The sequence below is a fragment of the Acinetobacter vivianii genome (assembly GCF_014635885.1).
In the GTDB taxonomy this organism is placed as follows: domain Bacteria; phylum Pseudomonadota; class Gammaproteobacteria; order Pseudomonadales; family Moraxellaceae; genus Acinetobacter; species Acinetobacter vivianii.
In genome coordinates this window covers 36,127-60,189 of the sequence record NZ_BMDR01000010.1, presented here as the reverse complement: position 1 = coordinate 60,189, position 24,063 = coordinate 36,127, and the positions used below count along the sequence as shown (strand labels likewise).

The window sequence follows — 24,063 nt, the reverse complement described above, 5'->3', positions numbered from 1 at the left end:
GAATCAATCATCGAATAACTACGGTCATTTTGCATGATACGCTGATTTATCTGTCGATCTCCACACTTTTTCCACACTTCCCTGATGTTGGTTACACAAAGCAGGAAAATAATGTCAGCATCAAAAACTCCCAAGGTCGGACAGAATGCAAAAGCGTTTATTACTTCCATTATTTTTATCCATCGGGCTTGTGCTACAAGGCTGTGGTTCTGACGAGGCAAAACCTGCTGAAACACCGCTTGCCAAAGTGAGCGTGTTAAGTCTTCAACCACAAGCAGTCAACTTTAGCGAAAACTTGCCCGCACGTGTACAGGCCTTCCGTACCGCCGAGATCCGTCCTCAGGTCGGTGGTATTATTGAAAAAGTGCTCTTTAAACAAGGCAGTGAAGTTAAAGCAGGCCAAGCACTTTATAGAATTAATGCAGAAACTTTTCAGGCCGATGTGAATAGCAACAAAGCTTCACTCAATAAGGCTGAAGCTGAAGTGGCACGCTTAAAAGTTCAGTTAGAACGGTATGAACAATTACTGCCAAGCAATGCAATCAGTAAGCAGGAAGTCAGTAATGCTCAAGCTGAATATCGTCAGGCCTTAGCCGATGTTGCCCAGATGAAAGCGCTACTCACCCGTCAAAACCTGAACTTACAATATGCCACCGTGCGCGCACCGATTTCGGGTCGTATTGGACAGTCATTTGTGACCGAAGGTGCTTTGGTCAGCCAAGGTGATGCCAATACCATGGCAACCGTACAGCAAATTGACAAGGTGTATGTCGATGTAAAACAGTCGATTGGTGAATACGAACGTTTACAAGCCGCGCTACAAAGTGGTGAGTTGTCTGCCAATAATGAAAAAACGGTACGTATTTCAAATAGTCATGGTCAAGCCTATAACGTCACAGCCAAAATGCTATTTGAAGACATCAATGTTGATCCAGAAACTGGCGATGTCACCATTCGTATCGAAGTGAATAATCCTGAAAGAAAATTACTTCCGGGTATGTATGTGCGTGTCAATATTGACCGTGCTTCGATCCCTCAAGCTTTATTGATTCCTGCTCAAGCAGTACAACGCAACATCAATGGCGAGCCGCAAGTCTATGTGATCAATGCCAAAGGTGCAGCAGAGATTCGCCCAATTGAGTTGGGACAACAATATGATCAGTTCTATATCGCCAACAAAGGCCTGAAAACAGGCGATAAAGTGGTTGTAGAAGGTATTGACCGTATTCAGCCCAATCAAAAACTTGAAATCAGCAACTGGAAAATTCCTGCAACACAAGGAGCCCAATGATGATGTCACAATTCTTCATTCGCCGCCCTGTGTTTGCATGGGTGATTGCGATTTTCATTATTTTATTTGGGGTCCTTAGTATTCCCAAATTACCGATTGCCCGCTTTCCAAGTGTGGCACCGCCTCAAGTCAACATTACTGCGGTATATCCAGGTGCAACTCCTAAAACGATCAATGACAGCGTTGTGACTTTGATCGAACGGGAATTATCTGGGGTTAAAAACCTACTTTACTACAGCGCGACTACAGATACCTCAGGCACAGCCCAGATTTCGGCGACGTTTAAACCGGGTACCGATGTTGAAATGGCGCAGGTCGATGTACAAAACAAGATCAAGGCTGTTGAAGCACGTTTACCTCAAGTGGTTCGCCAACAAGGTTTACAAGTTGAGGCCTCTTCATCCGGCTTCCTGATGCTGGTTGGGATTAACTCACCGAATGGACAATATTCCGAAGTTGACGTGAGTGATTATCTGGTCCGTAACGTGGTCGAAGAACTGAAACGTGTTGAAGGCGTAGGTAAAGTTCAATCCTTCGGTGCTGAAAAAGCCATGCGTATCTGGGTTGACCCAAATAAACTGGTGTCTTACGGTCTATCGATTAGTGATGTCAACAATGCCATCCGTGAAAACAACGTCGAGATTGCACCCGGTCGACTGGGTGATCTACCTGCAGCCAAAGGTCAATTAATCACAATCCCCTTATCAGCCGAAGGTCAATTGGGCGATGTTGAACAATTTAAAAATATCAGTCTCAAAAGTAAGACCAGTGGTAGTGTCATTAAACTGTCTGACGTTGCGAATGTGGAGATGGGTTCACAAGCCTATAACTTTGCAATTTTAGAAAATGGTAAACCTGCAACGGCTGCTGCGATTCAGCTCAGTCCGGGTGCCAATGCTGTGAAAACGGCTGAAGGTGTCAGAGCAAAAATTGAAGAACTAAAACTCAATTTACCAGAAGGCATGCAATTCAGCATTCCTTACGATACGGCGCCTTTCGTTAAAATTTCAATCGAAAAAGTAATTCATACCTTACTTGAAGCCATGGTGCTGGTGTTCATTGTCATGTATTTATTCTTGCACAATGTCCGCTATACCTTAATTCCCGCAATTGTTGCACCGATTGCGCTGTTGGGTACTTTTGCAGTTATGCTCATGGCAGGCTTCTCGATTAACGTACTGACCATGTTTGGTATGGTGCTGGCCATCGGGATTATCGTCGACGATGCAATTGTGGTGGTGGAAAACGTCGAACGGATTATGGCAACTGAAGGTCTGCCACCGAAAGAAGCGACATCCAAAGCCATGAAGGAAATCACTAGCCCGATTATTGGTATTACCTTGGTCTTGGCAGCGGTATTCTTACCGATGGCATTTGCCAGTGGTTCTGTCGGCATTATCTATCAACAATTTACCTTAACCATGTCAGTGTCGATTCTGTTCTCTGCATTATTAGCATTGATCCTGACCCCTGCGTTATGTGCCACTATCCTTAAACCGATTGATGGACATCATCAAAAGAAAGGTTTCTTTGCATGGTTTGACCGTAGCTTCGATAAAGTTACTAAAAAGTATGAATTGATTCTGCTGAAAGTGATCAAGCATAGCGTTCCAATGATGGCGATTTTTGTGGTCATTACAGGTCTTACTTTTGCAGGCATGAAATACTGGCCAACCGCCTTTATGCCAGAAGAAGACCAAGGCTGGTTCCTGACTTCGTTCCAGTTGCCTTCTGACGCCACTGCTGAAAGAACGCGAGGCGTCGTCAATGAGTTTGAAAACAGTTTAAAAGACAATCCGAATGTCAAAAGTAACACCACCATTATGGGCTGGGGCTTCAGTGGTGCGGGTCAAAACGTAGGTATTGCCTTTACCACGCTCAAAGATTTTAAAGAGCGTACCTCAAGTGCCAGCGAAATGACCAACGGCGTCAATGAAACAATGGCTCATAGCAAAGAAGGTGCAACCATGGCGGTGCTTCCACCTGCCATTGATGAACTTGGAACATTTGCCGGTTTCAGCTTACGCTTACAAGACCGTGCGAATCTGGGTATGCCTGCGCTGTTAGCTGCACAAGACCAGTTAATGGAAATGGCAGCCAAGAATAAAAAGTTCTATATGGTTTGGAATGAAGGTTTACCGCAAGGTGACAATATTTCTTTAAAAATTGACCGTGCAAAATTGAATGTTCTTGGTGTGAAGTTCGCGGATGTTTCTGACATCATTTCAACGTCAATGGGTTCGATGTATATCAATGACTTCCCAAATCAGGGACGTATGCAACAAGTCATTGTTCAGGTCGATGCCAAATCACGAATGCAATTAAAAGATATTTTGAATCTGAAAGTGATGGGTTCAAATGGGCAATTGGTCTCTTTATCTGAAGTGGTCACACCGCAATGGAATAAAGCGCCACAGCAATATAACCGCTATAACGGTCGCCCATCGTTAAGTATTGCAGGTATCCCAAACTTTGATACTTCATCAGGCGATGCCATGCGTGAAATGGAGAACCTGATTGCCAAATTGCCAAAAGGTATCGGCTATGAATGGACGGGTATTTCCTTACAGGAAAAGCAATCTGAATCGCAGATGGCGTTCTTGCTTGCCCTTTCCATGCTGGTGGTATTCCTTGTTCTGGCTGCACTTTATGAAAGTTGGGCAATTCCGCTTTCAGTGATGCTGGTCGTGCCTTTGGGTATCTTTGGTGCCATTGTTGCGATTATGTCTCGAGGCTTGATGAATGATGTGTTCTTTAAAATTGGCCTGATTACCATTATTGGTTTATCTGCCAAGAATGCGATCCTGATTGTCGAATTTGCCAAGATGCTGAAAGAAGAAGGCATGAGTTTAGTCGAGGCCACCGTTGCCGCAGCTAAACTTCGTTTACGCCCGATTTTGATGACTTCGCTGGCCTTTACCTGTGGTGTGATTCCACTGGTGATCGCTTCTGGTGCCAGTTCAGAAACACAGCATGCCTTAGGTACAGGTGTATTTGGTGGCATGATTTCAGCGACAATTTTGGCAATCTTCTTTGTACCCGTGTTCTTCATTTTCATTCTGGGTGCAGTTGAAAAGCTGTTTTCTTCGAAGCAAAAAAATCCATCTTAAATGACATTGCGCAGAGGGAATCAACGGATTTCCTCTGCCTCCTCCTCTGCATTTATTCTTATCTTATTTGGAGAAGACCATGTCTAAAGCGACTGTCTTATCTCGTGGCCTGCTTGTCTCTACGCTCTCAATTGCCTTGACCGCGTGTATGAATATGCAGGCACCAAAACCTGTGATTCAATCGGATATTCCACAAAATTTTTCTCAAACCACAGCTGGAAATTCGATTGCCAATCAAGGTTATCAACAATTTTTTTCTGACCCGCGCTTATTACAAGTGATTGAAATCAGTTTAAATCATAACCGTGATTTACGTACTGCAACACTGAATATTCAACGTGCACAGCAACAATATCAAATCAGCAAAAATGACCAATTACCGACTATTGGTGCGACTGGAAGCGCTGTAAGACAGGTTAACCCTACTGTAAATCCGAATAATCCTTATTCCACCTTTCAAGTCGGCCTTGGCGTAACTGCTTATGAGTTAGACTTTTGGGGTCGTGTACAAAGTTTAAAAGATGCAGCGCTGAATAATTATCTTGCCACCCAAAGTGCTAGAGATGCCACTCAAATTAGTCTGGTGAGTCAGGTCAGCCAAGCATGGTTGAATTATGCCTATGCAAAGGCCAATTTAAATCTGGCTGAGCAGACCTTAAAAGCACAGCTCGATTCATTTAACCTCAACAAGAAACGTTTTGATGTCGGGATTGATAGTGAAGTTCCGTTACGACAAGCACAGATTTCAGTTGAAACCGCCCGAAATGATGTCGCAACCTATAAAACTCAAGTGTCACAAGCACAAAACCTACTGGATCTGTTGGCTGGTCAAGCGATTCCTCAAAATCTCCTGCCAAATCAAGATGTGAAAAATATCAGTGCTGAACGCAGCTTTGCAATGGGCTTAAGCAGTGATTTACTCAATAATCGTCCAGACCTGAAAGCTGCTGAATATCAACTACTTGCTGCTGGTGCAAATATTGGTGCAGCGAAAGCACGCATGTTCCCGACCATTAGCCTGACAGGCTCAGCAGGCTATGCATCGACAGATCTCAAAGATTTATTTAAATCAGGAGGTTTCTCTTGGTCAATTGGACCAAGTATTGATCTTCCAATTTTTGATTGGGGAACGCGTAAAGCCAATATTAAAATTTCTGAAACAGAGCAAAAAATTGCTGTTGCAGATTATGAAAAAGCCATTCAATCCGCTTTTCGTGAAGTCAATGATGCCCTTGCTGCCCGTGCCCATATCGAGGATCGTTTGAGTGCACAACGTCGTTTGGTTGCTGCAACCGATACCACCTATAAATTATCTACGGCTCGCTTTAGAGCAGGCATTGACAGTTATCTGACCGTGTTGGATGCACAACGTTCTGCTTATGCGGCTCAACAAGGTCTACTGCTGTTGGAACAAACCAAATTAAATAATCAGATCGAACTCTATAAAGCTTTAGGTGGTGGCTTATCTCGGGCTTCGTAAACGCTTAAGTCGATTATTCGGGCTGATTTTTAAAGATTCAGCCCTTATAGTATTTGAGTTTAAATAAGACAATAACCATTCAACTATGTTTACACTTTCGATTACGCCTAGATTCTATGAAACCGATGCTTTCGGACATATCAACAATACTGTCATCACAGGTTGGTTTGAAACTGCACGTGAACCAGTTTTCCGCCTATTTAACCCTGGCATGGAGATCAAAAATCTGCCTTTGATTCTGGCACGGGTTGAAGTCGATTTTGTTGCCCAAATCTATTACGGCGCTGAGATTGAAATCAAAACATGGATTGAGCAGATTGGAAATTCTTCATTCGTTGTTGCCCATGAAGCTTGGCAAAATGATCACTGTGTGGCGCGTGGCAAAGCGGTTCAGGTGTATTTCGATTTCAGTACACAAAAATCAAGTCGTATCCCAGATCAATTCCGAACCCAGTTGCAACAATACCTGATCACTCCATAAATATTTCCCGCTGAAATAAACGCATTCATTTCAGCGGTTCTGAATTACTCGCCTAAATCTTCGAGAAAATCAAAGGTCGGAACGAAGAATAAGCTTCCTGAAACAGGTGTACTAAAATCGAGTAAGCGGTCAACATGTCCAGTTTCTTTACCCAAGAACATATTCTCAAGCATGGTTTTGGTGATATTAAAAGACCGTGAATAGCCAATAAAGAAGGTGCCATACTCCCCTTCAGTTGGATTGGAAAATGGCATATTCGCTCTTAAAATTTTAAGTTCATTCCCGTCCGCATCATGTGCCTTACTCGCGACATTATGTGCACTTTGTGGTTTGACATCATCGCCAAGCTCGACATCGTCATATTTCTTTCGACCAATCACTTTTTCCTGTTCTTCAGTACTTAAGCCCTTCCACATTTCCATATTATGTAAATACTTTTGAATAAATACATAACTGCCACCGAGGAACTCAGCATCTTCTGAACCGACATAAGCAATCTCTTTGGCAATTTCATGCTCAGGATTTTCAGTCCCATCTACAAAACCAATAATCGCGCGACCATCAAAGTATCTAAAACCTTTGGTCTCGCTAATTGGGTAAGTATCTTCTTTTAATTGCTCATGCAAAATTGAGGCAAGTTCATAGCAAATTGCCATTTGATTGGCACGAATGTGAAAGAATAAATCACCAGTTGTTGCGACCGCAGTATGTCTCGGCCCTTTGATCTCTTGAAATGGTGCCAGTTCTTTCGGTTTATTTAGATCAGGGAACAGTAAATCCCAAGCATTTGAGCCGACCCCCACCGAAGCACTGAAATTACTGTTTGGAAAACGATTGGTCAGGCTGCGGACTAAGGCTGAAAAATTGGCGAGAAAATCAATCACCCCTGAATGATCAGGGTTGGTGTTGATGCCAAGCACGATAAATAAAGCATTTTCACCTGAAAGATTGTTGATCACAGGCTGAGGTCTTAAAGGTATATTCATAATATTTGGGAATAAAAAAACTTAATGCTCATATCCTACACAAATCAATGCATTAGAGATCAAACAAATCACAATTTTTTACTATTATTGCGTATACAAAACAAAGCTATCACCACGGCAAAAACTGGCTAAGGTGAGATTTAATTGCTTTGCCATTTCAATCGCCATACTGGTGGGTGCAGAAATGGTGGCCAAGAGTCCAATATTATATTGTGCGCATTTGCGGATTAGCTCATAGCTGGCGCGACTGGTCATCACCACAAAGCCCTCGGCAACATTCAGTTTTTGCTCCGCCAGATGACCAAGTAATTTATCTAAAGCATTATGCCTGCCGACATCTTCAAACAGTGCCACGATTTGCCCTTGTACCACCCACGCCGCAGCATGTGCACCACCAGTGAGTTCAGTAATTTTTTGGCGGGCTTTTAGTTGAGCAATGGCATTTGGGATTTGCTTGAGCCACAAGGACGAAACCTTGCTGCTCACCAAAGGTAGATCGGCATAAAATTGCTTTAGGCTCTCGATCCCGCATAAACCACAACCAGTACGTCCCACCATCATTCGGCGATGTTCCTTGAGAGCCATAAATGCACGCGATGAAATCGTCATATCGACCTCAACGCCTAATGCATTGTGACGAATTTCAAGCGAATACAACTCGTTTAAGCTTTGTAATATCCCTTCCGAAAGACTAAAACCTTTGGCAAACACCTCAAGGTCTGATGGCGTTGCCATCATGACCGCATGAGAAATTCCATTATAAATCAGCGCAACAGGATACTCCTGAACGATATAATCCATTTCATCTTCAGAATGATCCTGATGGAAACGATGCACTTGCACCGTTTCATAGCCGCGTGTTTTGGTATCCACAATTGACCTCTTTACTTAGACGCGCCACTATACGCCACCCACACGTTCATTGGCATGTTCAGGATCGACTGCAACAGCTAAGTTAAAATGCTCAGGCGCCTGACCTGCATGCAAGATCACAGGGATACTTTTTGATGCTGGAATTTTGGCATATTTATCATGACTGCCTAAGGCCACCAATGGATTGGTTTCAGGATAATACGCTGCCAGACTGCCTTGAGGAATGTTATAAGGCACGATACGGAAACTATGGACAATCCGTTTAACCCCATCCGAGAAGACACTTTCGATATCGACCCATTGATCAGCCTCAAAGCCTGCTGCATCAATATCCGCCTGATTCATAAACAGTACACGGCGCTGCCCGAATACTCCGCGATAACGGTCATCCAGACCATATAAGGTCGTGTTGTATTGGTCATGCGAACGCGTGGTCATCAAGGTATAAACTTGTTGCTCACTATAAGCTGCGGCATACTGATTTTCTTTGTCTTCATACACTTCGGCCAATGGCGTAATCAAAAATTGTGCTTTGCCGCTTGGTGTGTTCCAGACATGCTGATTGGCTGGATGCTCTAAATGGAAACCACTCGGTTGATAAACCCGTTGATTGAAATCATGAAACTCATCAAAAACATCGGCAATCGAGTCACGAATACGATCGTAACTTTCAATATACCAGCGCCATTTCACATGACTCTCAGGCAATACTGCTTCCGCCATACGTGCCACAATATCGGGTTCAGACAAGATATTTTCAGAAATCGGTGGATTACGTCCCGCTGAAAGATGCACATTACTCATCGAATCTTCTACTGAAATCGCCTGAGGTCCATGCACCTGCATATCCACTTCGGTACGTCCTAGACAAGGCAACATCAACGCATCCTGACCACACACCAGATGACTACGATTCAGCTTGGTGGTAATATTGACGGTTAAATTACAACGGCGTAAAGCTTCTTGGGTATAAGGTGTATCAGGCGTTGCAACGGCAAAGTTACCGCCTAGGCCAATAAAGACTTTTACATCACCTTCGTACATTGCCTTGATGGTATCGACCACGCCAAAACCATGTTTACGCGGCGACTTGATACCAAATACGCGATCAATACTATCAAGTAGCTTATCACTTGGGTTTTCATTGATACCCATGGTACGGTCGCCCTGCACATTACTATGCCCACGGACTGGACAAAGCCCCGAACCCGGCCGTCCGATATGTCCACGCGCCAGCATCAGATTCGCCAGCATATGAATATTGGCAGTACCATGACGATGCTGGGTAATCCCCATTCCCCAACAGAAAATAGCCGTTTTCGCATCCAGATACATCTTGGCAATCGACTCTAAATGCTCGGCTGAAAGTCCAGTATGCTTGTGGATTTCAGACCATGCGGTACGGTCAATCTCCGCCAGCATTTCATCAAAACCGATGGTATTCATTTCAATAAAACTGCGGTCGAAAACGCTATGCTCGCCTTTGGCAAGGGCTTTTTTGTCCCACTCCAGTAAATGCTTCATCACCCCGAACATCAGCGCGTAGTCACCGCCAATTTTTGGCTGGAAGTAATAGCGACTAATTGGTGTACTGCCATTGGTCATCATTTCCAGAGGTGCTTGCGGATCTTGAAAGCGCTCTAGACCACGTTCTTTGATCGGGTTAATCGCAACAATGTTACCCCCACGTCTTGAGACCTCTCTCAAGGTAGCTAACATACGTGGATGATTTGTTCCCGGGTTATGCCCGAAACTAAAGATGGCATCGGCCTGATCAAAATCATCCAGAATCACCGTCCCTTTACCTAAACCAATCGCATCTTTTAAACCGACACTGGTGGTTTCATGACACATATTAGAACAGTCTGGGAAATTATTGGTTCCAAGGCTTCTGACAAAGAGTTGATATAAAAATGCTGCTTCATTGCTGGCACGACCAGAAGTATAGAAAGCCGCTTGGTCAGGATGCTCTAAAGCTTGTAAATGTTTGGCAATCAGTTGAAATGCATCGTCCCAAGAAATCGGCACATACTTATCGGTAACAGGATCATAGCGCATTGGGTCGGTTAAACGCCCCAAATCTTCCAGATAGAAATCACTCTGCTCTGCCAACCAGCTCACTGTATGCTGGGCAAAAAACTCTGGCGTAACGGTCTTACTGGTGGCTTCAAAAGCAACGGCTTTGGCACCGTTCTCACAAAAGTTAAAGGCATGGGCATCCTTTTTCTCAGGCCAAGCGCAACCTGGACAATCAAAACCTGTCGGCTGATTAATATTGAGTAAAGTAATCGAACCTTTTTTAAGAATATCTTGTCGTTTAAGATTGCGAGCCACGCTCAACAATGCTCCCCATCCACCTGCGGGCTGGGTATAAGGCTCAATTCTCGCGTAGCCATTATTTTCTTGTTTATGAACCGTTTGTTCTGAATTATCCATTGCGTCGCCCTCAGCTGAGCTATTTTCATTTGTTACTCAACTAGGAGTATCATGAATCTGGGCATTTTTCTATTCCTGATTTGTCTCATACCATCCACATACAACTTAAAATCACCATCCATTTCACCCAGAAATCAAAACAAAAAAATGCTAACCAATACTTAGTAATAAGCTAAATAAACGTGGCATCAACTATGAATTAGTATGACTGGGATGTTGTGATTGAGTTGAATTCTGCTTTTGTTGTGAAGGCATATAGTCCGGTTGATTACTCACTGCCAGAAAGAAAAACACCAGAAACAAACAGCCGAGTAAAATACTGATACCCACCGCTAAATAGGGAAATTTTGATTGCTCTTGAGACATTCGATTTGCTCCTGTTTAAAAATTAAGAAGTTTTCAACCTCGTTTACGTCGTCGATAAAACCTTAAAACTGGCGCCATTTTGAATACGGGTTTGCATATATTCCGCATAGACCGATAACTTCTCGAAAATGTGTTCGGAATAAAACATATCTTCGATCAAGTGCGCTGCCTGCTGTTCGGAAAATTGGCCCATATTGGCAATCAATTGGGCATTCAGATGCGAGAACAACGTACAAATCTCTTTATGGAAATCATCTTTATTTTTAAATAACAGTTTGCGCATATTGATCAATGCATGATCCACTTGAGGTTCATCTTGATCGGTATGAATAATCGTGATTTTGACCTTAAAGAAATCTTGCAACACCTTAAGCTTATGCATATCGATCGCCAGATCTGTTACCAGAAAAAGATGGGAAAGATCCGTTCTGCAAAGCGCTTTTACCAGACTACGAAAAAGAAAATCTTCCTCATTTCCTGAATCATTCACCAGTTCAATATAGAGCTTGAGACTATCAAGGACATCTTCGATCTTGAGTTGAATACTTTTCTCTGCCTGATAATATTGTTTAAAAATTGACAGAACTGGCGTTGAAGCAGGCGTGGTATAGATCACGGGCTGATTTAGATTCGCAATAATCAATGGCGCAAACACATAGCCCAGATGACGATTATTTTCCACGATCTTCGCCTGCGCGATATAGGTCACTTTGTCTTTAGAAAAATCTCTAAGCACCTTACCTCTTAATAAAGTTGCTTCAAGATTGACATATTCAAGATGTAACTGTTCTTGTACTGATTGGGACGGTATCTTGCCTTGAAAAAGTCGGGTAAGCGCATAAAGCTCTGGGGTGACAAACATAATTAAACGCCATTCAGTCAGAAGTATTATCATGCAAACGACTTACAATGCTTGATCAATATTTAACACATTGTATCGTTGCTTATGCTATTTTGAATGAGCAACATACAACTGAATAGCTACAGAATTTTGCTAAAAAAATATAACAGATGAGTTCGCGTTTCCGTATCTGTTATAAAAAAACAAGAAGAAATTGTACCTACTCATATACAGCAGAAGACTGGATGATGAATAAAACTTAAAAGATTTTAAATAAGCCGAGAACATTTTTAAGGTTCTGTTTATTTTTAATCGTTTAAGCCCCTTCTTTCACATTTTCCTAGCGACTGCTTTACTCGTCTGTTATAGGAGAGGATATATGGATCTCGGTCTCACTGCTTTAGAATTAGCCCGAATACAGTTCGCCTTTACTGTTTCATTTCACATTATCTTTCCAGCTACCTCAATTGGCTTGGCTTGCTTTCTGGCAATGCTGGAATGGAAATGGCTTCGAACTCAAAACCCGATTTATAAAGATCTATTCAAGTTCTGGATCAAAATCTTTGCTGTTGCCTTTGGGATGGGCGTGGTTTCAGGCGTCGTGATGAGCTATCAGTTTGGTACCAACTGGAGTGAATTTTCCCGAATCGCTGGTGGTGTTACAGGCCCCTTACTCACCTATGAAGTATTGAGCGCCTTCTTTCTGGAAGCTGGCTTCCTTGGCATCATGTTATTTGGTTGGGGACGGGTCAGTCCCAAAGCACATTTCTTTGCCACCCTGATGGTTGCCATCGGTACCTGTATTTCCATGTTCTGGATTCTGTCTTCCAATAGCTGGATGCAAACACCACAAGGATTTATTATTGAAAATGGTATTGTGATCCCAACCGACTGGTGGGCCATTGTTTTCAATCCATCCTTTCCTTATCGCCTAGCGCATATGGCTGCTGCCGCATTTTTAGTATCGTCACTTTTGGTAGTAGGTACTGCCGCATGGCATTTAATCAAAGGCCGTCGTGATGAATTGGTCAAAAAATCATTTTCGATGGGACTCTGGATGGTGCTAGTCACCTCATGTCTGCAAGTGGTCATTGGTGATAATCATGGTTTAAATACCTTAAAGCACCAGCCAGCCAAACTCGCAGCGATTGAAGGACATTGGGAAACCAATCATAACGAATCCATGCCTCTGCTGCTTTTCGCAATTCCGAATATGGATAAAGAAGAAAATCTGTATGAAATCGGAATTCCCCACCTTGGTAGCCTGATCCTGACCCATTCTCTTGATGGCAAAGTGACAGGTTTGAAAGACTTCGCCCCTGAAGATCGCCCAAATGCCACCATTGTGTTCTGGAGTTTCCGCGTCATGGTCGGTCTAGGCATGCTGATGGTACTGCTTTCATTAGTTGCTTTATGGTTACGTAAAACTGGCAAACTTTATGGTACCTCATGGTTTCACAAGTTCGCTTTTGTGATGGGCCCTGCGGGTTATATCGCTCTACTTGCAGGCTGGGTAACCACCGAAGTTGGTCGTCAGCCTTGGGTGATTTATGGTGTGATGCGTACCAAAGATGGTCTGTCGCATAGCGTGACAGCCGATCAGGTCGGGATCAGTTTAATTATCTTTGTGGTGGTCTATACCATCGTTTTTGGTAGCGGTATTTACTACATGCTGAAACTACTGAAAAAAGGGCCTGAATTTATCGATGCTATTGAACCTGAACCTGCGGGTCCTGGTCATTTCAAAACACCAATGCGTCCACTCAGCGCAGTCGATGAAAGCATTGATGGACAAGACCAAAGTAAGGAGAAACGCCATGATTGATTTATCTCTGATCTGGGTTGGTATTATTGGTCTGGGTGTACTGATCTATGTGGTTCTGGACGGGTTTGATCTCGGCATTGGTATTCTGTTTCCTTTCATTAAAAACCGAGAAGAACGCGATGTAATGATGAATACCGTCGCGCCCGTCTGGGATGGTAATGAAACCTGGATGGTGCTCGGTGGTGCAGGCTTATTCGCAGCTTTTCCATTGGTCTATTCAACCGTGCTTTCAGCTTTGTATATGCCCATTACCTTGATGGTGATTGCATTGATTTTCCGAGGTGTTGCCTTCGAATTTCGCTTTAAGGCCAATCGTACCAAACACTTATGGGATCAAGCCTTTATTTGGGGCTCGATTTTATCCAGCTTCTTCCAAGGTGTGATTCTAGGGGCTTATATTCAAGGGATTCAAACGACTAATGGAATTTTCTCAGGCTCGGGTCTGGACTGGTTGACACCTTTTGCCTTATTTACAGGTCTAGGGGTGCTTGCCATGTATGCAGCACTGGGTTGTGGCTGGTTGATTATGAAAACAGATCATGAGCTACAAGATCAAATGTATCGATTAATGCCGAAGCTGATCATTCTACTGTTTGTAGTATTTGCCGGCGTCAGTCTTTATACACCTCTGACACATCCTGAAATTGCAGCACGCTGGTTTGCCTTGCCAAATCTGCTTTATTTTAGCCCTGTGCCTGTTTTAGTCGTGTTATTTACTGCTTTAATCTTGAAAGCATGTAAAAACCGTCAGGATTTAAAGCCATTTATCTATACTTTAGCGCTGGTGTTTTTAGCCTTCACAGGTTTTGTAATTAGTTTATGGCCTCATATTATTCCGCCATCAGTGACGATTTGGGAGGCTGCTGCACCAGCTTCAAGCCAAAAATTTGCGCTGGTCGGTGCCCTAATTCTTATTCCGATTATCATTACCTATACGATCCTTTCATACTGGGTATTTAGAGATAAGGTCCGTGTGGGTGATGCAGGTTATCACTAAGGAGGAACGTTGCATGAAAATAAAATCTCAGCATTTAACTTCAACGCAATGGTTTATAATCTTATGGTTACTTGGATTTTTTGCACTCGCCATTATTGCAGGTCTGTTTAGATTGCTGTTGATGTTTGCTTATTAGAATGATGAATGGAACAGTCTTTTGATCAAGGCTGTTCCTTCGCACGGATTACCCCTATTTTATGTATAAATCAGAACAGTTAGCACATAATCTGAAACTTCTCATTGAAAATGGGACATGGAAGCCGCACACCAAACTGCCATCTTTGCGTGAACAGGTACAACGCTCAGGCTTTAGCCTCATCACGGTCATGAATGCTTATCAGGAACTTGAAGCACAAGGCCTGATTTATTCCAAAGAAAAGTCGGGTTATTTTGTGGCTGAGCAAAGTCATATTCAGATTCCGCAAGCCTACTCAGTGGTGTCTTTAAATCCTAAAATTGAAATTAACTCACTGGTTTTTAAATATCTTAAATCAATTCAATCCAAGCAAGTCAGTCCATTAGGCTCGGCTTTTCCTGACAGTCAGTTGCTCTACCCACCCAAACTGATTCAGATCATGGGACAGCTTTCGCGTAATCGGCATAGTTATGATCAAACCACCAATCTGCCACCAGGCAATTTGGCACTCAGAAAGCTGATCGCTCAACGCTATTGTATGCAAGGCATTCCAACCGATGCTGATGACATTGTCATTACATCTGGTGGCCTAGAAGCATTGAATCTTTCACTGCAAGCGATCACGCAACCTGGTGATTATATTTTATTGCAACAAACCATCTTCTATGGCGCATGGCAGGCTGCGGAGCGTTTGGGTTTAAAGGTAATTACCATTCCTGAGCACCCACAACATGGATTCGATATTGAAGCCTTTGAGCAAGTCATCAAAAACTATCCAATCAAAGTATGCTGGTTTATGCTCAATGCACATAACCCGATTGGCTTCACGGTCAGTGACGAAATTAAATATAAAATCGCCAAACTGTTGCACGAACATCAGATCCATTTGATCGAAGATGATGTCTATGAAGAACTGTTTTATGGCAATCATAAACCTTTGCCGATGAAGTATTTTGATCAGCAAAATCTGGTGCTGCACTGCTCTTCTTTTTCCAAAACGCTAGGTTCAGGTTTCCGTATGGGTTGGGTCTATGCAGGTAAATTTTCCGAGCATATTCAGCATTTACAATTGATGAGCACCATTTCAGCCAACGCACTGATTCAGAATGCGCTGGTTGAGTTTCTCTCTCATCATCATTATGAAAAGCATTTGAGAACGCTTAGACGTGCTTTGGAGAAAAATAAGAAGCAGTTCTTTCAATATCTTAAACAGCATTTGCCTAAAGGTTGTAAGGTCTACAATTATCCAAGCGGCTATTTTCTCTGGATTCAACTGCCTGACAAAGTCAGCAGTATGAAAATCTATGAGCACCTAATTCAGCAACAGATCGGTGTTGCGCCAAGTACATTATTTAATGTGCTGCCCTCGCATCAACATTTTATTCGTATGAATTGTTCTTTTGAATGGAGCGAGCATATTGAGCATTCGTTGGAATTGTTTATTCAAACGGTTCAAAATGCTGTTTCAGATTAATCGACTTGGGTCAAACACCTTTTGCGATACTGGCTCGGTGTTTCCCCAAAATTCTTTTTAAAAGCACGAATAAAATTGGTGGCTTCTTCATAACCCACTAGACCCGCAATATCTTGAATGTTGTATTGCTGCTGTTGCAGTAATTTCTTCGCTTGATTAAAACGAACCTCAGCTAAAATCTGTAAAAAACTTGTCCCTTGAGCCTGTAAATGCCGTTTAATGGTTCGCTCCGACATATTCAGGCGCTGTGCAATAACGGGCAAAGTTGGGTAAGTACTGCTTGAGTGATATAACAATTCAGACCGAATACTTTTTTGCAAATCACGAGCCCCTTCTTTCACTAACTTGAGCTTATCATTTTCACAATAAAGTACCGCTTGCTGAAAAGCGACTTGATCTGCGTTTGGATTTTTACAATGCAGATATTTCTTTGGAAAACGTAAACCATTACGAGCTTGATTAAATTGAATCTTGATTTGGGATAAATTAATTTTTTTATAATTCGGAGCATCAGCCCAATCCACAAATACCTCACAGTTTTCAGCAATACGTCCAGAAAACAAAGTCAAAAAATGAATCGCACCAAACAACAGACTTTCTATTAGGAAATGTCTTAATTGGTCTGATTGTTGTTCATTCCCCAATTTTACTGGATGCACATCATCAAGATAAACATAGACAAAATTGTCATTGATGCACCATTCTGGCGTGAAGTTCTGTATTCGCGTACAAAAATACTGCTGGCAAAGGCTTAGCGCAGTTTCCACATCCGTACAACTGAGAAATGCAAATCCTAAAGGTCCATGCGAAGTGGGACGTAATTTAAAACCATATTCAATCCCAAGCCGTGGATTGCCTGTCAAGCGTAAGGCATTGACCACTAGTTTTGACCATTGATGCGCACTCATTTTGGCATCAGCCTTATTTATTTCGCTCGAATCAAGCCCAGTACCATTGAAAATACTTTGAGTATCAATACCATAGTCATACACAATTTCTAATAAGATATGTGCATAAGATACAGAAATCGTTTCCTGAAACAATCCGAATGGATCCCGCATGACAGACATCCTGTCCTAAAATGATCATCAATATGGCATAGCCACACCTATTGTGCGAGTGTTTTATTCGAAATAATAGCTTTAATAATAAACAATGGCACAATGAGGATGTACTTAAATGGCAACCATGAAGCTTGATCGACAGCAGTCCATTTATGTTCTTACATTAACCAATGGCGATCAGGAAAATGTCTTAAATCAAGATGTATTGAATGAATATATCGAAGTATTTAATGAAATTGAAAGTCATCAGCAAAATGCATGTTTGGTCATTCAAAGTGACCATCCAAAAACGTTTTGTAACGGCTTGGATTTAGCATGGCTGATGGAGCAATCCATAGAGGATAAAAAAGCTTTTACCCTACAACTGGAAAATATGCTATTGCGTTTAGCCTTGCTCAACTTGCCTGTCATCGCTGAAATTAATGGCAATGCCTATGCTGGTGGAGCAATTTTAGCATCGGCTTGTGATTTTCGATTTATGCGAGCAGACAAAGGGCGCTTTTGCTTTCCCGAAGTCAAACTAACCATTCCCTTCACCGATGTGATTGCAGAAATTGTGCAATTACTTCCCAATCAGCATACGATCTGGGAAATGTCATTGACGGGCAAATCGATGACAGGAATTGAATGTTTAGACACGCAAGTCGTCCATCAAATTCATCCTGTAGAATCGTTAAATTCCGAAGTTTTTAAATTTGCTGAAGAGATGTCACAAAAGCATCGCTTAACCTATGCCGTGATCAAACGTCAGTTACGCCATCGTATCGTCGACATTGCGAAACAGCGTCAACTGTACAATCCTGAAAAATTTGCACATCCTTTTATGATTTAACTCCACTTTTATAAAAATTAAATATAGGAAATTCTCATGAACAATATGCACGGAAAAACCATTTTTATTACTGGTGGCAGTCGAGGAATAGGTAGAGCAATTGCAATTAAAGCAGCACATGCAGGTGCAAATGTCGTTATTGCAGCTAAAACTGAAATCGAAACTGCTAAGTTAACAGGCACGATTTACAGCGTGGCGCAAGAGATTGAAGCCGTAGGTGGCAAAGCACTCCCCTTATTGCTTGATGTACGGGATGACCAACAAATCCATGCTGCCATCCAGCAATCAGCACAGCACTTTGGTGGTATTGATGTGCTGATTAACAATGCTGGTGCCATTGCGCTAACAGGTGTAGAAGCAACATCCTTAAAACAATATGACCTGATTCAAAGTATTAATCATCGTTCTACTTTTATCTGTGCACAAGCTGCTCTTCCTTTTTTGAAACAGGCCGAACATCCACATATCTTAAGCTTATCCCCTCCTGTGAATATGTCCCCAAAATGGTTAGGCATGCTCTCACCTTATGCTCTGTCTAAATACGGGATGACGATTTTGACTTTAGGTATGGCAGAAGAGTTCCGTCAATATGGTATTTCCTGTAATACCCTATGGCCTGAAACCTACATTGCAACAGCTGCTGTCTCAAAAAATTTAGGTGAAGAAAATACACAACAGCTCAGCCGAAAACCAGAAATCATGGCAGATGCAGCTTTTGCCATTTATAGCACAGCCAAAGGTGAACTCACTGGACAAAGCCTGACTGATGAACAAGCTTTAGCGCGTATGGGTATCACTGATTTTGCTCAATATGCTTGTATTGCAGGTAATCGCCAACTGCAAAAAGATTTCTTCTTAGATTAAATAAAGCATAAAAAACGACCTTAAAGTATTCACCTTAAGGTCGTTTTCAATGATATTCCGCAGTATTAACCTGGGAAAATACCACGCTCTTTACGTGCTTTTAAGATACGCTCACAACCTAAAATGAAAGCAGCTGTACGTAAAGTACATTCTTTTTCACTAGATTTGTGCCATACGTCATTAATCGCTTGAATCATTAACTTATCGAGTCTTTCGTTAATTTCTTCTTCAGACCAGAAGTAGCTCGACATATCCTGAACCCATTCGAAATAAGATACGGTTACACCACCCGCATTACAGATTACGTCTGGAACAACAGTGATACCACGTTCAACGAGGATGTCATCTGCTTCTGGATAAGTTGGACCGTTCGCGCCTTCAAGTACCAGTTTTGCTGATAAGTTTTTCGCACGTTCAACCGTGATCTGGCTTTCTAAAGCAGCAGGGATCAAGATATCCATGTCTACTGTCCAGAACTCTTCATCGCTGATCACTTGAGCACCAGCAAAACCGCCCACACCTTGGTTAGTTTGCATGTGTGTTTTTAATGCAGCAAGATCAATACCTTCAGGGTTGTAAATCGTACCCGTATGGTCTTGAATGGTCACGATTTTAGATTTTGAATCACCGAATAGATACGCAGCTTCGCTACCGACGTTACCAAAACCTTGAACCGCAATTTTAGCGCCTTCTAAAGGTAATTTGATCTTTTCAGCAACTTGCTGACCTGTGATAAATACACCACGGCCTGTTGCTTTAATACGACCTAAAGAACCGCCAAGGTGGACTGGTTTACCCGTTACCACACCTGTTACGGTATGACCTTGACCAGATGAATAAGTATCCATGATCCAGCCCATTACGTTTGGATTGGTACCAACGTCTGGTGCAGGGATATCTTTTTGTGGGCCAATAATATGGCTGATTTCACTGGTATAACGGCGTGTTAAGCGTTCTAATTCACGTGGAGAAAGTTGACGTGGATCAACACGGATACCGCCTTTTGCACCGCCAAATGGTAGATTCACCACCGCAGTCTTAATTGTCATCCATGCTGAAAGAGCCATTACTTCATTTAAATCTACATCTGGGTGATAGCGAATACCGCCTTTACCCGGACCACGTGACAAGTTGTGTTGTACACGATAACCCTCAAAATGACGAATTGTGCCATCGTCCATAACAATTGGCACGTCAACGATCAAAGCACGTTTTGGGCGCTTCAATGTATCCACATAACCTTCTAGACCTTCTAGATACGGAGCAACACGCTCGATCTGCTCGAGGTAAGTTGCCCATGGACCGTCATTTTGAGAGACATAAGATAAATTAGACATGTTTTAACCTTTTGATGAATTCACATGATCCATCAATAAAATATGTAGTTAAAAATTATATAAGCGGCTAACTTGGCAGTTCTACTATCCAAATCGAACCGTGGATTACATTCCGCCACATCAAAAACTTTAATCTTTCCGGTTTCCTTAATGGCCTCTAGTAATGGGTCAAAGACTGATAAATCAATCCCTTTTACCGCAGGTGCACTTACACCTGGAGCAATGCTAGCACTAAATACATCAAGATCAACTGTAATATACAAATAGTCAACTTTTCCGATAAAAGCTGTGATTTTTTCGAGTAAAATTTCAACGTTTTTCGGTTGTAATTCAAAGTCGTAGATGTAACTGCAATTTAGTCGGTCTGCCGTTTCAAAAAGGACTTTGGTATTTGAGTGTTTTGCAACCCCGATACAAAGATAATGAAACGTCTTTTGATACTGCTCAGACAGTCTTGCTGCATTTAAAAAAGGTGTGCCTGAGGTGACATGTTCCGCTTCACGCAAGTCAAAATGGGCATCAAAATTAATGATCCCGATTGTCTTATCTGGCTCATTATTCTGTAGATATTGGAACAAACCTGAAAAGCTACCAAACGCGACTTCATGACCACCGCCTAAAACAATCGGTTTCATTCCCTGTTTTAAGCTGCGTTCAACCTGATCTGCCAGTTCAGCTTGCGCCTGTTCCAGTTTGCCATTGTCACACACTACCGTGCCAAGATCTGCAATCGTGACAGGTTGATGGACTGGTAAATTTGCCAACTGCGCCCGAATCATGTCAGGTGCATCAGCTGCACCCAAGCGCCCTTTATTGCGTTTAACGCCTTCATCGGAGCTAAAACCGATGAAAGCAAATGAAGCGTGCTGTTGCGTATTGACCACTTGATGAAGACGTAAGTGCGCTTCACCGTCGCCATCATGTCGTCCTTGCCATTTAAATGAATGATTCATGATAAATACCACGCTTTAAAATGAGTCTTGAGATTAGATCGAAACTTCATTGCCATGCTGAATGATGCGTTTTGGCAAATCACCACCTAACCAGTAAACAATTTCCGATGGATGCTCGATGTCCCATGCAACAAAATCTGCAACTTTGCCCTGCTCCAGACTGCCATGCGTTTCTTGCAAGCCCAATGCATGTGCTGCATGAATGGTCACGGCGGCCAAGGTCTGTTCAGGCGTTAAACGGAATAAAGTACTACCCATATTCATCATTAAACGTAAAGATAATGCTGGCGATGTGCCCGGATTTAAGTCACTGGACAAGGCAATCCGTACCCCATGTTGCTGCAAACTTTCCAACGGCGGATACTTGGTTTCTCTCAGAAAATAAAATGCGCCTGGCAATAACACGGCAACTGTTCCCGCAGCAGCCATGGCTTTCACATCATCTTCAGTCATAAACTCTAAATGATCTGCCGACAAAGCCTGATAACGCGCAGCCAAACTTGAGCCACCGAGCGAAGAAAGCTGCTCTGCATGCAACTTGATGGGTAGATTTAAAGACTGGGCTGTTTTAAAGACGCGCTCAACCTGAGCAGGAGAAAATGCCAGATATTCACAAAAGGCATCGACTGCATCAACCAGACCTTCCTGATGCAATTTTGGCAGCATGTCATTACAGATATGCTCAATATACGCATCGCTTTGATCCTGATATTCAGGCGGCAAAGCATGCGCTGCCAAGCAAGTACTGCGAACCGTCATCGGCAATGTTTCTGCAATCTGACGAATTACACGCAACATTTTGCGTTCATTGGCATAGTCCAGACCATAACCAGACTTAATTTCAATGGTAGTGACACCATCTTTAAGCAGACAACGAATCCGTTTTAGTGCCGATGCAAGTAACTGTTCTTCACTCGCTTCGCGGGTCGCACGAACCGTACTGGCAATACCACCACCACTCGCTGCAATCTCCGCATAGCTAACGCCTTGCAAGCGTTTTTCAAACTCAACGCTACGGTTGCCACCAAACACACTATGGGTATGGCAATCAATCAAACCCGGTGTCACCCATGCCCCATTCAGATCAATGGTTTCTGCATAAGCATCGGCAGGAAGGTCTTTAAATGTACCAATCCAGTGAATCTGCTGTCCGAGCGTTACAATTGCAGCATTTTCAATACTGGAATATTGACCCGCTTGCATGGTGGCGATATGACAGTTTTTCCAAAGCTTTTTCATTCAAAATTCCTCTCACTGCTCAAGTGCTGTTAACACTTGAGCAGCTTGATTATTAGCTTTCCATCTCAATGTTTTGTTGCAAAGCCGTGTTTTCTTTTACCGTGTTTTGCTTGGGTTTCACCCAAATGGTATAGGCAATCCACAGTAAAACTAACCAAGTTGCACCGACATAAATTGCAGGTCGTGAGTCTGGGAAATAACCCATCATGGCTAAAATAAACAGCATGAACGCAATGGCAAAGGCAGGTGCATACGGCCAGCCAATCACAGGGAAATCCAGAGCTTTGATCTCAGCTTTAGACAACTTGCGACGCATCGCAACCTGAGAAAGCAAAATCATGAGCCAGACCCAAACGGTCGCAAATGTTGCGATTGAGGCAATAATGATGAATACATTTTCTGGAATAAGATAGTTCAGCAATACACCGATCAACAACACGCCTGCCATCACCACCACAGTCATCCAAGGCACACCATTCTTAGAAATTTTCTGGAATACTTTTGGCGCTTGTCCACGGTTTGACATTCCGTACAGCATACGTCCTGCACCAAACACATCACTATTGATGGCAGATACAGCCGCTGTAATGACCACAATATTCAAAACGGTTGCCGCTGATCCAATGCCCAGATTTTCAAAAATCTGTACGAATGGACTGCCCTGACTACCAATCTGGTTCCACGGGAAAATCGACATCAATACAAAAATCGTCAGAACATAGAACAACAGAATACGTACCGGCACAGCATTAATCGCTTTTGGAATCGAAGTTTTCGGATCTTGCGATTCACCCGCAGTGATCCCGATAATTTCAATACCGCCAAAAGCAAATACCACCACAGATAAACATGCGACCAAACCTGCAATGCCGTTTGGCATAAAGCCTTCATGAATCCATAGATTTTGAATGCCTGTCGTAAAACCACTATGGTCAGCATGGAAACCGTAGAACATTAGCCCCAAACCACCGACAATCATCGCCACAATGGCAGTGACTTTGACGATTGAAAGCCAGAACTCAAGCTCGCCAAAGACCTTGACATGAATCAGGTTGATTGCACCCAAGAACATGATCAGTGACAAAATCCAGATCCAGCGTGGTACATCGGGATACCAGAATCCCATGTAGATCCCGAATGCAGTCACATCCGCAAGTGCAACGATGATCATTTCGAAAACATAGGTCCAGCCTGTGGTAAAACCTGCAAGCGGGCCAATATATTGAGAAGCATAATGGCTGAATGAACCTGATACTGGGTTGTGTACAGCCATTTCACCGAGTGCGCGCATCACGATATAAATTGCAATCCCTGCAACGATATATGCGAGTAATACGGACGGGCCTGCCATTTTGATCGCAGTAGCCGAACCGTAAAAGAGTCCTGTCCCAATGGCTGAACCCAATGCCAAAAAACGAATATGGCGGGTGTTTAGCCCCCGCTGTAATGTGGAGTGCTGTGACATTATAATCTCCAAT

The 24,063-nt window shown here is 42.8% G+C and carries 20 protein-coding genes; 10 read left to right on the top strand and 10 right to left on the bottom strand.

From position 1 onward, the window contains the following. The first annotated feature begins 145 nt into the window (after nucleotides 1–145). The 4 genes from IEV36_RS16650 (at nucleotide 146) to IEV36_RS16635 (ending at nucleotide 6,362) form a co-directional block, all read left to right on the top strand. Complete coding sequence (locus IEV36_RS16650; protein WP_005258150.1) at nucleotides 146–1,291, top strand: efflux RND transporter periplasmic adaptor subunit; 1,146 nt, start codon at nucleotides 146–148, stop codon at nucleotides 1,289–1,291. Next, nucleotides 1,291–4,401 carry an AdeB/AdeJ family multidrug efflux RND transporter permease subunit gene (locus IEV36_RS16645; protein WP_005258152.1) on the top strand — a complete coding sequence of 1,037 codons (3,111 nt, stop codon included), beginning with the start codon at nucleotides 1,291–1,293 and terminating at the stop codon, nucleotides 4,399–4,401. The genes IEV36_RS16650 and IEV36_RS16645 overlap by 1 nt, the downstream gene beginning before the upstream one ends. Nucleotides 4,402–4,480: 79 nt before the next feature. Then, a complete protein-coding gene (gene adeC, locus IEV36_RS16640) occupies nucleotides 4,481–5,881 on the top strand; it encodes an AdeC/AdeK/OprM family multidrug efflux complex outer membrane factor (protein ID WP_005258154.1) in 1,401 nt (466 codons plus the stop codon). A gap of 85 nt (nucleotides 5,882–5,966) precedes the next feature. Further along, nucleotides 5,967–6,362, top strand: a complete 396-nt coding sequence (locus IEV36_RS16635) for an acyl-CoA thioesterase (RefSeq protein WP_005258156.1) — start codon at nucleotides 5,967–5,969, stop codon at nucleotides 6,360–6,362. Nucleotides 6,363–6,406: 44 nt separating this feature from the next. Here the strand turns inward: IEV36_RS16635 and IEV36_RS16630 are convergent, their stop codons facing one another. From IEV36_RS16630 to IEV36_RS16610, 5 genes are all read right to left on the bottom strand, one after another. Further along, the gene (locus IEV36_RS16630; protein WP_005258157.1) at nucleotides 6,407–7,348 is read right to left on the bottom strand and encodes a Dyp-type peroxidase; all 942 of its coding nucleotides are present in this window, start codon (nucleotides 7,346–7,348) and stop codon (nucleotides 6,407–6,409) included. A gap of 84 nt (nucleotides 7,349–7,432) precedes the next feature. Further along, on the bottom strand, nucleotides 7,433–8,221 hold the full coding sequence (gene fdhD, locus IEV36_RS16625; RefSeq protein ID WP_004772747.1) for a formate dehydrogenase accessory sulfurtransferase FdhD: 789 nt from the start codon (nucleotides 8,219–8,221) through the stop codon (nucleotides 7,433–7,435). A gap of 27 nt (nucleotides 8,222–8,248) precedes the next feature. Then, nucleotides 8,249–10,657, bottom strand: coding sequence for an FdhF/YdeP family oxidoreductase (locus IEV36_RS16620; RefSeq protein WP_005258158.1), 2,409 nt, complete (start codon nucleotides 10,655–10,657; stop codon nucleotides 8,249–8,251). 192 nt (nucleotides 10,658–10,849) lie between these two features. Continuing rightward, nucleotides 10,850–11,023 carry a cbb3-type cytochrome oxidase assembly protein gene (locus tag IEV36_RS16615; RefSeq protein WP_005258161.1) on the bottom strand — a complete coding sequence of 58 codons (174 nt, stop codon included), beginning with the start codon at nucleotides 11,021–11,023 and terminating at the stop codon, nucleotides 10,850–10,852. A 43-nt stretch (nucleotides 11,024–11,066) separates the two neighbouring features. Continuing rightward, the gene (locus IEV36_RS16610; RefSeq protein ID WP_032863930.1) at nucleotides 11,067–11,885 is read right to left on the bottom strand and encodes a hypothetical protein; all 819 of its coding nucleotides are present in this window, start codon (nucleotides 11,883–11,885) and stop codon (nucleotides 11,067–11,069) included. 358 nt (nucleotides 11,886–12,243) lie between these two features. On the opposite strand from IEV36_RS16610, the gene IEV36_RS16605 reads away from it, so the two are divergent. The 4 genes from IEV36_RS16605 to IEV36_RS16595 all read left to right on the top strand — a co-directional run bounded on the left by IEV36_RS16605 (nucleotide 12,244) and on the right by IEV36_RS16595 (nucleotide 16,296). Next, on the top strand, nucleotides 12,244–13,689 hold the full coding sequence (locus tag IEV36_RS16605; RefSeq protein ID WP_005258165.1) for a cytochrome ubiquinol oxidase subunit I: 1,446 nt from the start codon (nucleotides 12,244–12,246) through the stop codon (nucleotides 13,687–13,689). Continuing rightward, nucleotides 13,682–14,686, top strand: coding sequence for a cytochrome d ubiquinol oxidase subunit II (cydB, locus tag IEV36_RS16600; RefSeq protein WP_005258166.1), 1,005 nt, complete (start codon nucleotides 13,682–13,684; stop codon nucleotides 14,684–14,686). The genes IEV36_RS16605 and cydB overlap by 8 nt, the downstream gene beginning before the upstream one ends. 13 nt (nucleotides 14,687–14,699) lie before the next feature. Further along, a complete protein-coding gene (locus tag IEV36_RS18915) occupies nucleotides 14,700–14,822 on the top strand; it encodes a hypothetical protein (RefSeq protein ID WP_264673641.1) in 123 nt (40 codons plus the stop codon). Between the two features lie 61 nt (nucleotides 14,823–14,883). Further along, nucleotides 14,884–16,296, top strand: a complete 1,413-nt coding sequence (locus IEV36_RS16595) for an aminotransferase-like domain-containing protein (protein ID WP_005258168.1) — start codon at nucleotides 14,884–14,886, stop codon at nucleotides 16,294–16,296. Here the strand turns inward: IEV36_RS16595 and IEV36_RS16590 are convergent. Then, a complete protein-coding gene (locus tag IEV36_RS16590) occupies nucleotides 16,293–17,357 on the bottom strand; it encodes an AraC family transcriptional regulator (RefSeq protein WP_005258170.1) in 1,065 nt (354 codons plus the stop codon). The two genes, IEV36_RS16595 and IEV36_RS16590, sit on opposite strands and share 4 nt — an antisense overlap. Before the next feature lie 118 nt (nucleotides 17,358–17,475). Here IEV36_RS16590 and IEV36_RS16585 point away from each other — a divergent pair, with 118 nt between their 5' ends. Beyond that, nucleotides 17,476–18,192, top strand: a complete 717-nt coding sequence (locus IEV36_RS16585) for an enoyl-CoA hydratase/isomerase family protein (RefSeq protein WP_005258171.1) — start codon at nucleotides 17,476–17,478, stop codon at nucleotides 18,190–18,192. A gap of 36 nt (nucleotides 18,193–18,228) precedes the next feature. Further along, nucleotides 18,229–19,056 (top strand): SDR family oxidoreductase, encoded by an 828-nt coding sequence (locus tag IEV36_RS16580; protein ID WP_005258172.1) that lies wholly within the window; start codon nucleotides 18,229–18,231, stop codon nucleotides 19,054–19,056. 65 nt (nucleotides 19,057–19,121) lie between these two features. Here IEV36_RS16580 and IEV36_RS16575 read toward each other — a convergent pair whose 3' ends face one another. The 4 genes from IEV36_RS16575 to hutT are packed head-to-tail and all read right to left on the bottom strand — an operon-like array spanning nucleotide 19,122 to nucleotide 24,050. Further along, on the bottom strand, nucleotides 19,122–20,393 hold the full coding sequence (locus IEV36_RS16575; protein ID WP_005258173.1) for a Glu/Leu/Phe/Val family dehydrogenase: 1,272 nt from the start codon (nucleotides 20,391–20,393) through the stop codon (nucleotides 19,122–19,124). A 32-nt stretch (nucleotides 20,394–20,425) separates the two neighbouring features. Further along, complete coding sequence (gene hutG / locus IEV36_RS16570; RefSeq protein WP_005258174.1) at nucleotides 20,426–21,346, bottom strand: formimidoylglutamase; 921 nt, start codon at nucleotides 21,344–21,346, stop codon at nucleotides 20,426–20,428. A 33-nt stretch (nucleotides 21,347–21,379) separates the two neighbouring features. Further along, entirely contained in the window at nucleotides 21,380–22,585 is a 1,206-nt protein-coding gene (gene hutI / locus IEV36_RS16565) for an imidazolonepropionase (protein ID WP_005258175.1), read from the bottom strand. 52 nt (nucleotides 22,586–22,637) lie between these two features. Beyond that, nucleotides 22,638–24,050 (bottom strand): L-histidine transporter HutT, encoded by a 1,413-nt coding sequence (hutT, locus tag IEV36_RS16560; RefSeq protein ID WP_005258176.1) that lies wholly within the window; start codon nucleotides 24,048–24,050, stop codon nucleotides 22,638–22,640. Nucleotides 24,051–24,063 lie beyond the last annotated feature (13 nt).

Coding starts and splice junctions, on each gene's coding strand:
- IEV36_RS16650 (WP_005258150.1), top strand. CDS start 146: ATGCAAAAGCGTTTATTACTTCCATTATTTTTATCCATCGGGCTTGTG.
- IEV36_RS16645 (WP_005258152.1), top strand. CDS start 1,291: ATGATGTCACAATTCTTCATTCGCCGCCCTGTGTTTGCATGGGTGATT.
- adeC (WP_005258154.1), top strand. CDS start 4,481: ATGTCTAAAGCGACTGTCTTATCTCGTGGCCTGCTTGTCTCTACGCTC.
- IEV36_RS16635 (WP_005258156.1), top strand. CDS start 5,967: ATGTTTACACTTTCGATTACGCCTAGATTCTATGAAACCGATGCTTTC.
- IEV36_RS16630 (WP_005258157.1), bottom strand. CDS start 7,348: ATGAATATACCTTTAAGACCTCAGCCTGTGATCAACAATCTTTCAGGT.
- IEV36_RS16620 (WP_005258158.1), bottom strand. CDS start 10,657: ATGGATAATTCAGAACAAACGGTTCATAAACAAGAAAATAATGGCTAC.
- IEV36_RS16615 (WP_005258161.1), bottom strand. CDS start 11,023: ATGTCTCAAGAGCAATCAAAATTTCCCTATTTAGCGGTGGGTATCAGT.
- IEV36_RS16610 (WP_032863930.1), bottom strand. CDS start 11,885: ATGTTTGTCACCCCAGAGCTTTATGCGCTTACCCGACTTTTTCAAGGC.
- IEV36_RS16605 (WP_005258165.1), top strand. CDS start 12,244: ATGGATCTCGGTCTCACTGCTTTAGAATTAGCCCGAATACAGTTCGCC.
- cydB (WP_005258166.1), top strand. CDS start 13,682: ATGATTGATTTATCTCTGATCTGGGTTGGTATTATTGGTCTGGGTGTA.
- IEV36_RS18915 (WP_264673641.1), top strand. CDS start 14,700: ATGAAAATAAAATCTCAGCATTTAACTTCAACGCAATGGTTTATAATC.
- IEV36_RS16595 (WP_005258168.1), top strand. CDS start 14,884: ATGTATAAATCAGAACAGTTAGCACATAATCTGAAACTTCTCATTGAA.
- IEV36_RS16590 (WP_005258170.1), bottom strand. CDS start 17,357: ATGCGGGATCCATTCGGATTGTTTCAGGAAACGATTTCTGTATCTTAT.
- IEV36_RS16585 (WP_005258171.1), top strand. CDS start 17,476: ATGGCAACCATGAAGCTTGATCGACAGCAGTCCATTTATGTTCTTACA.
- IEV36_RS16580 (WP_005258172.1), top strand. CDS start 18,229: ATGAACAATATGCACGGAAAAACCATTTTTATTACTGGTGGCAGTCGA.
- IEV36_RS16575 (WP_005258173.1), bottom strand. CDS start 20,393: ATGTCTAATTTATCTTATGTCTCTCAAAATGACGGTCCATGGGCAACT.
- hutG (WP_005258174.1), bottom strand. CDS start 21,346: ATGAATCATTCATTTAAATGGCAAGGACGACATGATGGCGACGGTGAA.
- hutI (WP_005258175.1), bottom strand. CDS start 22,585: ATGAAAAAGCTTTGGAAAAACTGTCATATCGCCACCATGCAAGCGGGT.
- hutT (WP_005258176.1), bottom strand. CDS start 24,050: ATGTCACAGCACTCCACATTACAGCGGGGGCTAAACACCCGCCATATT.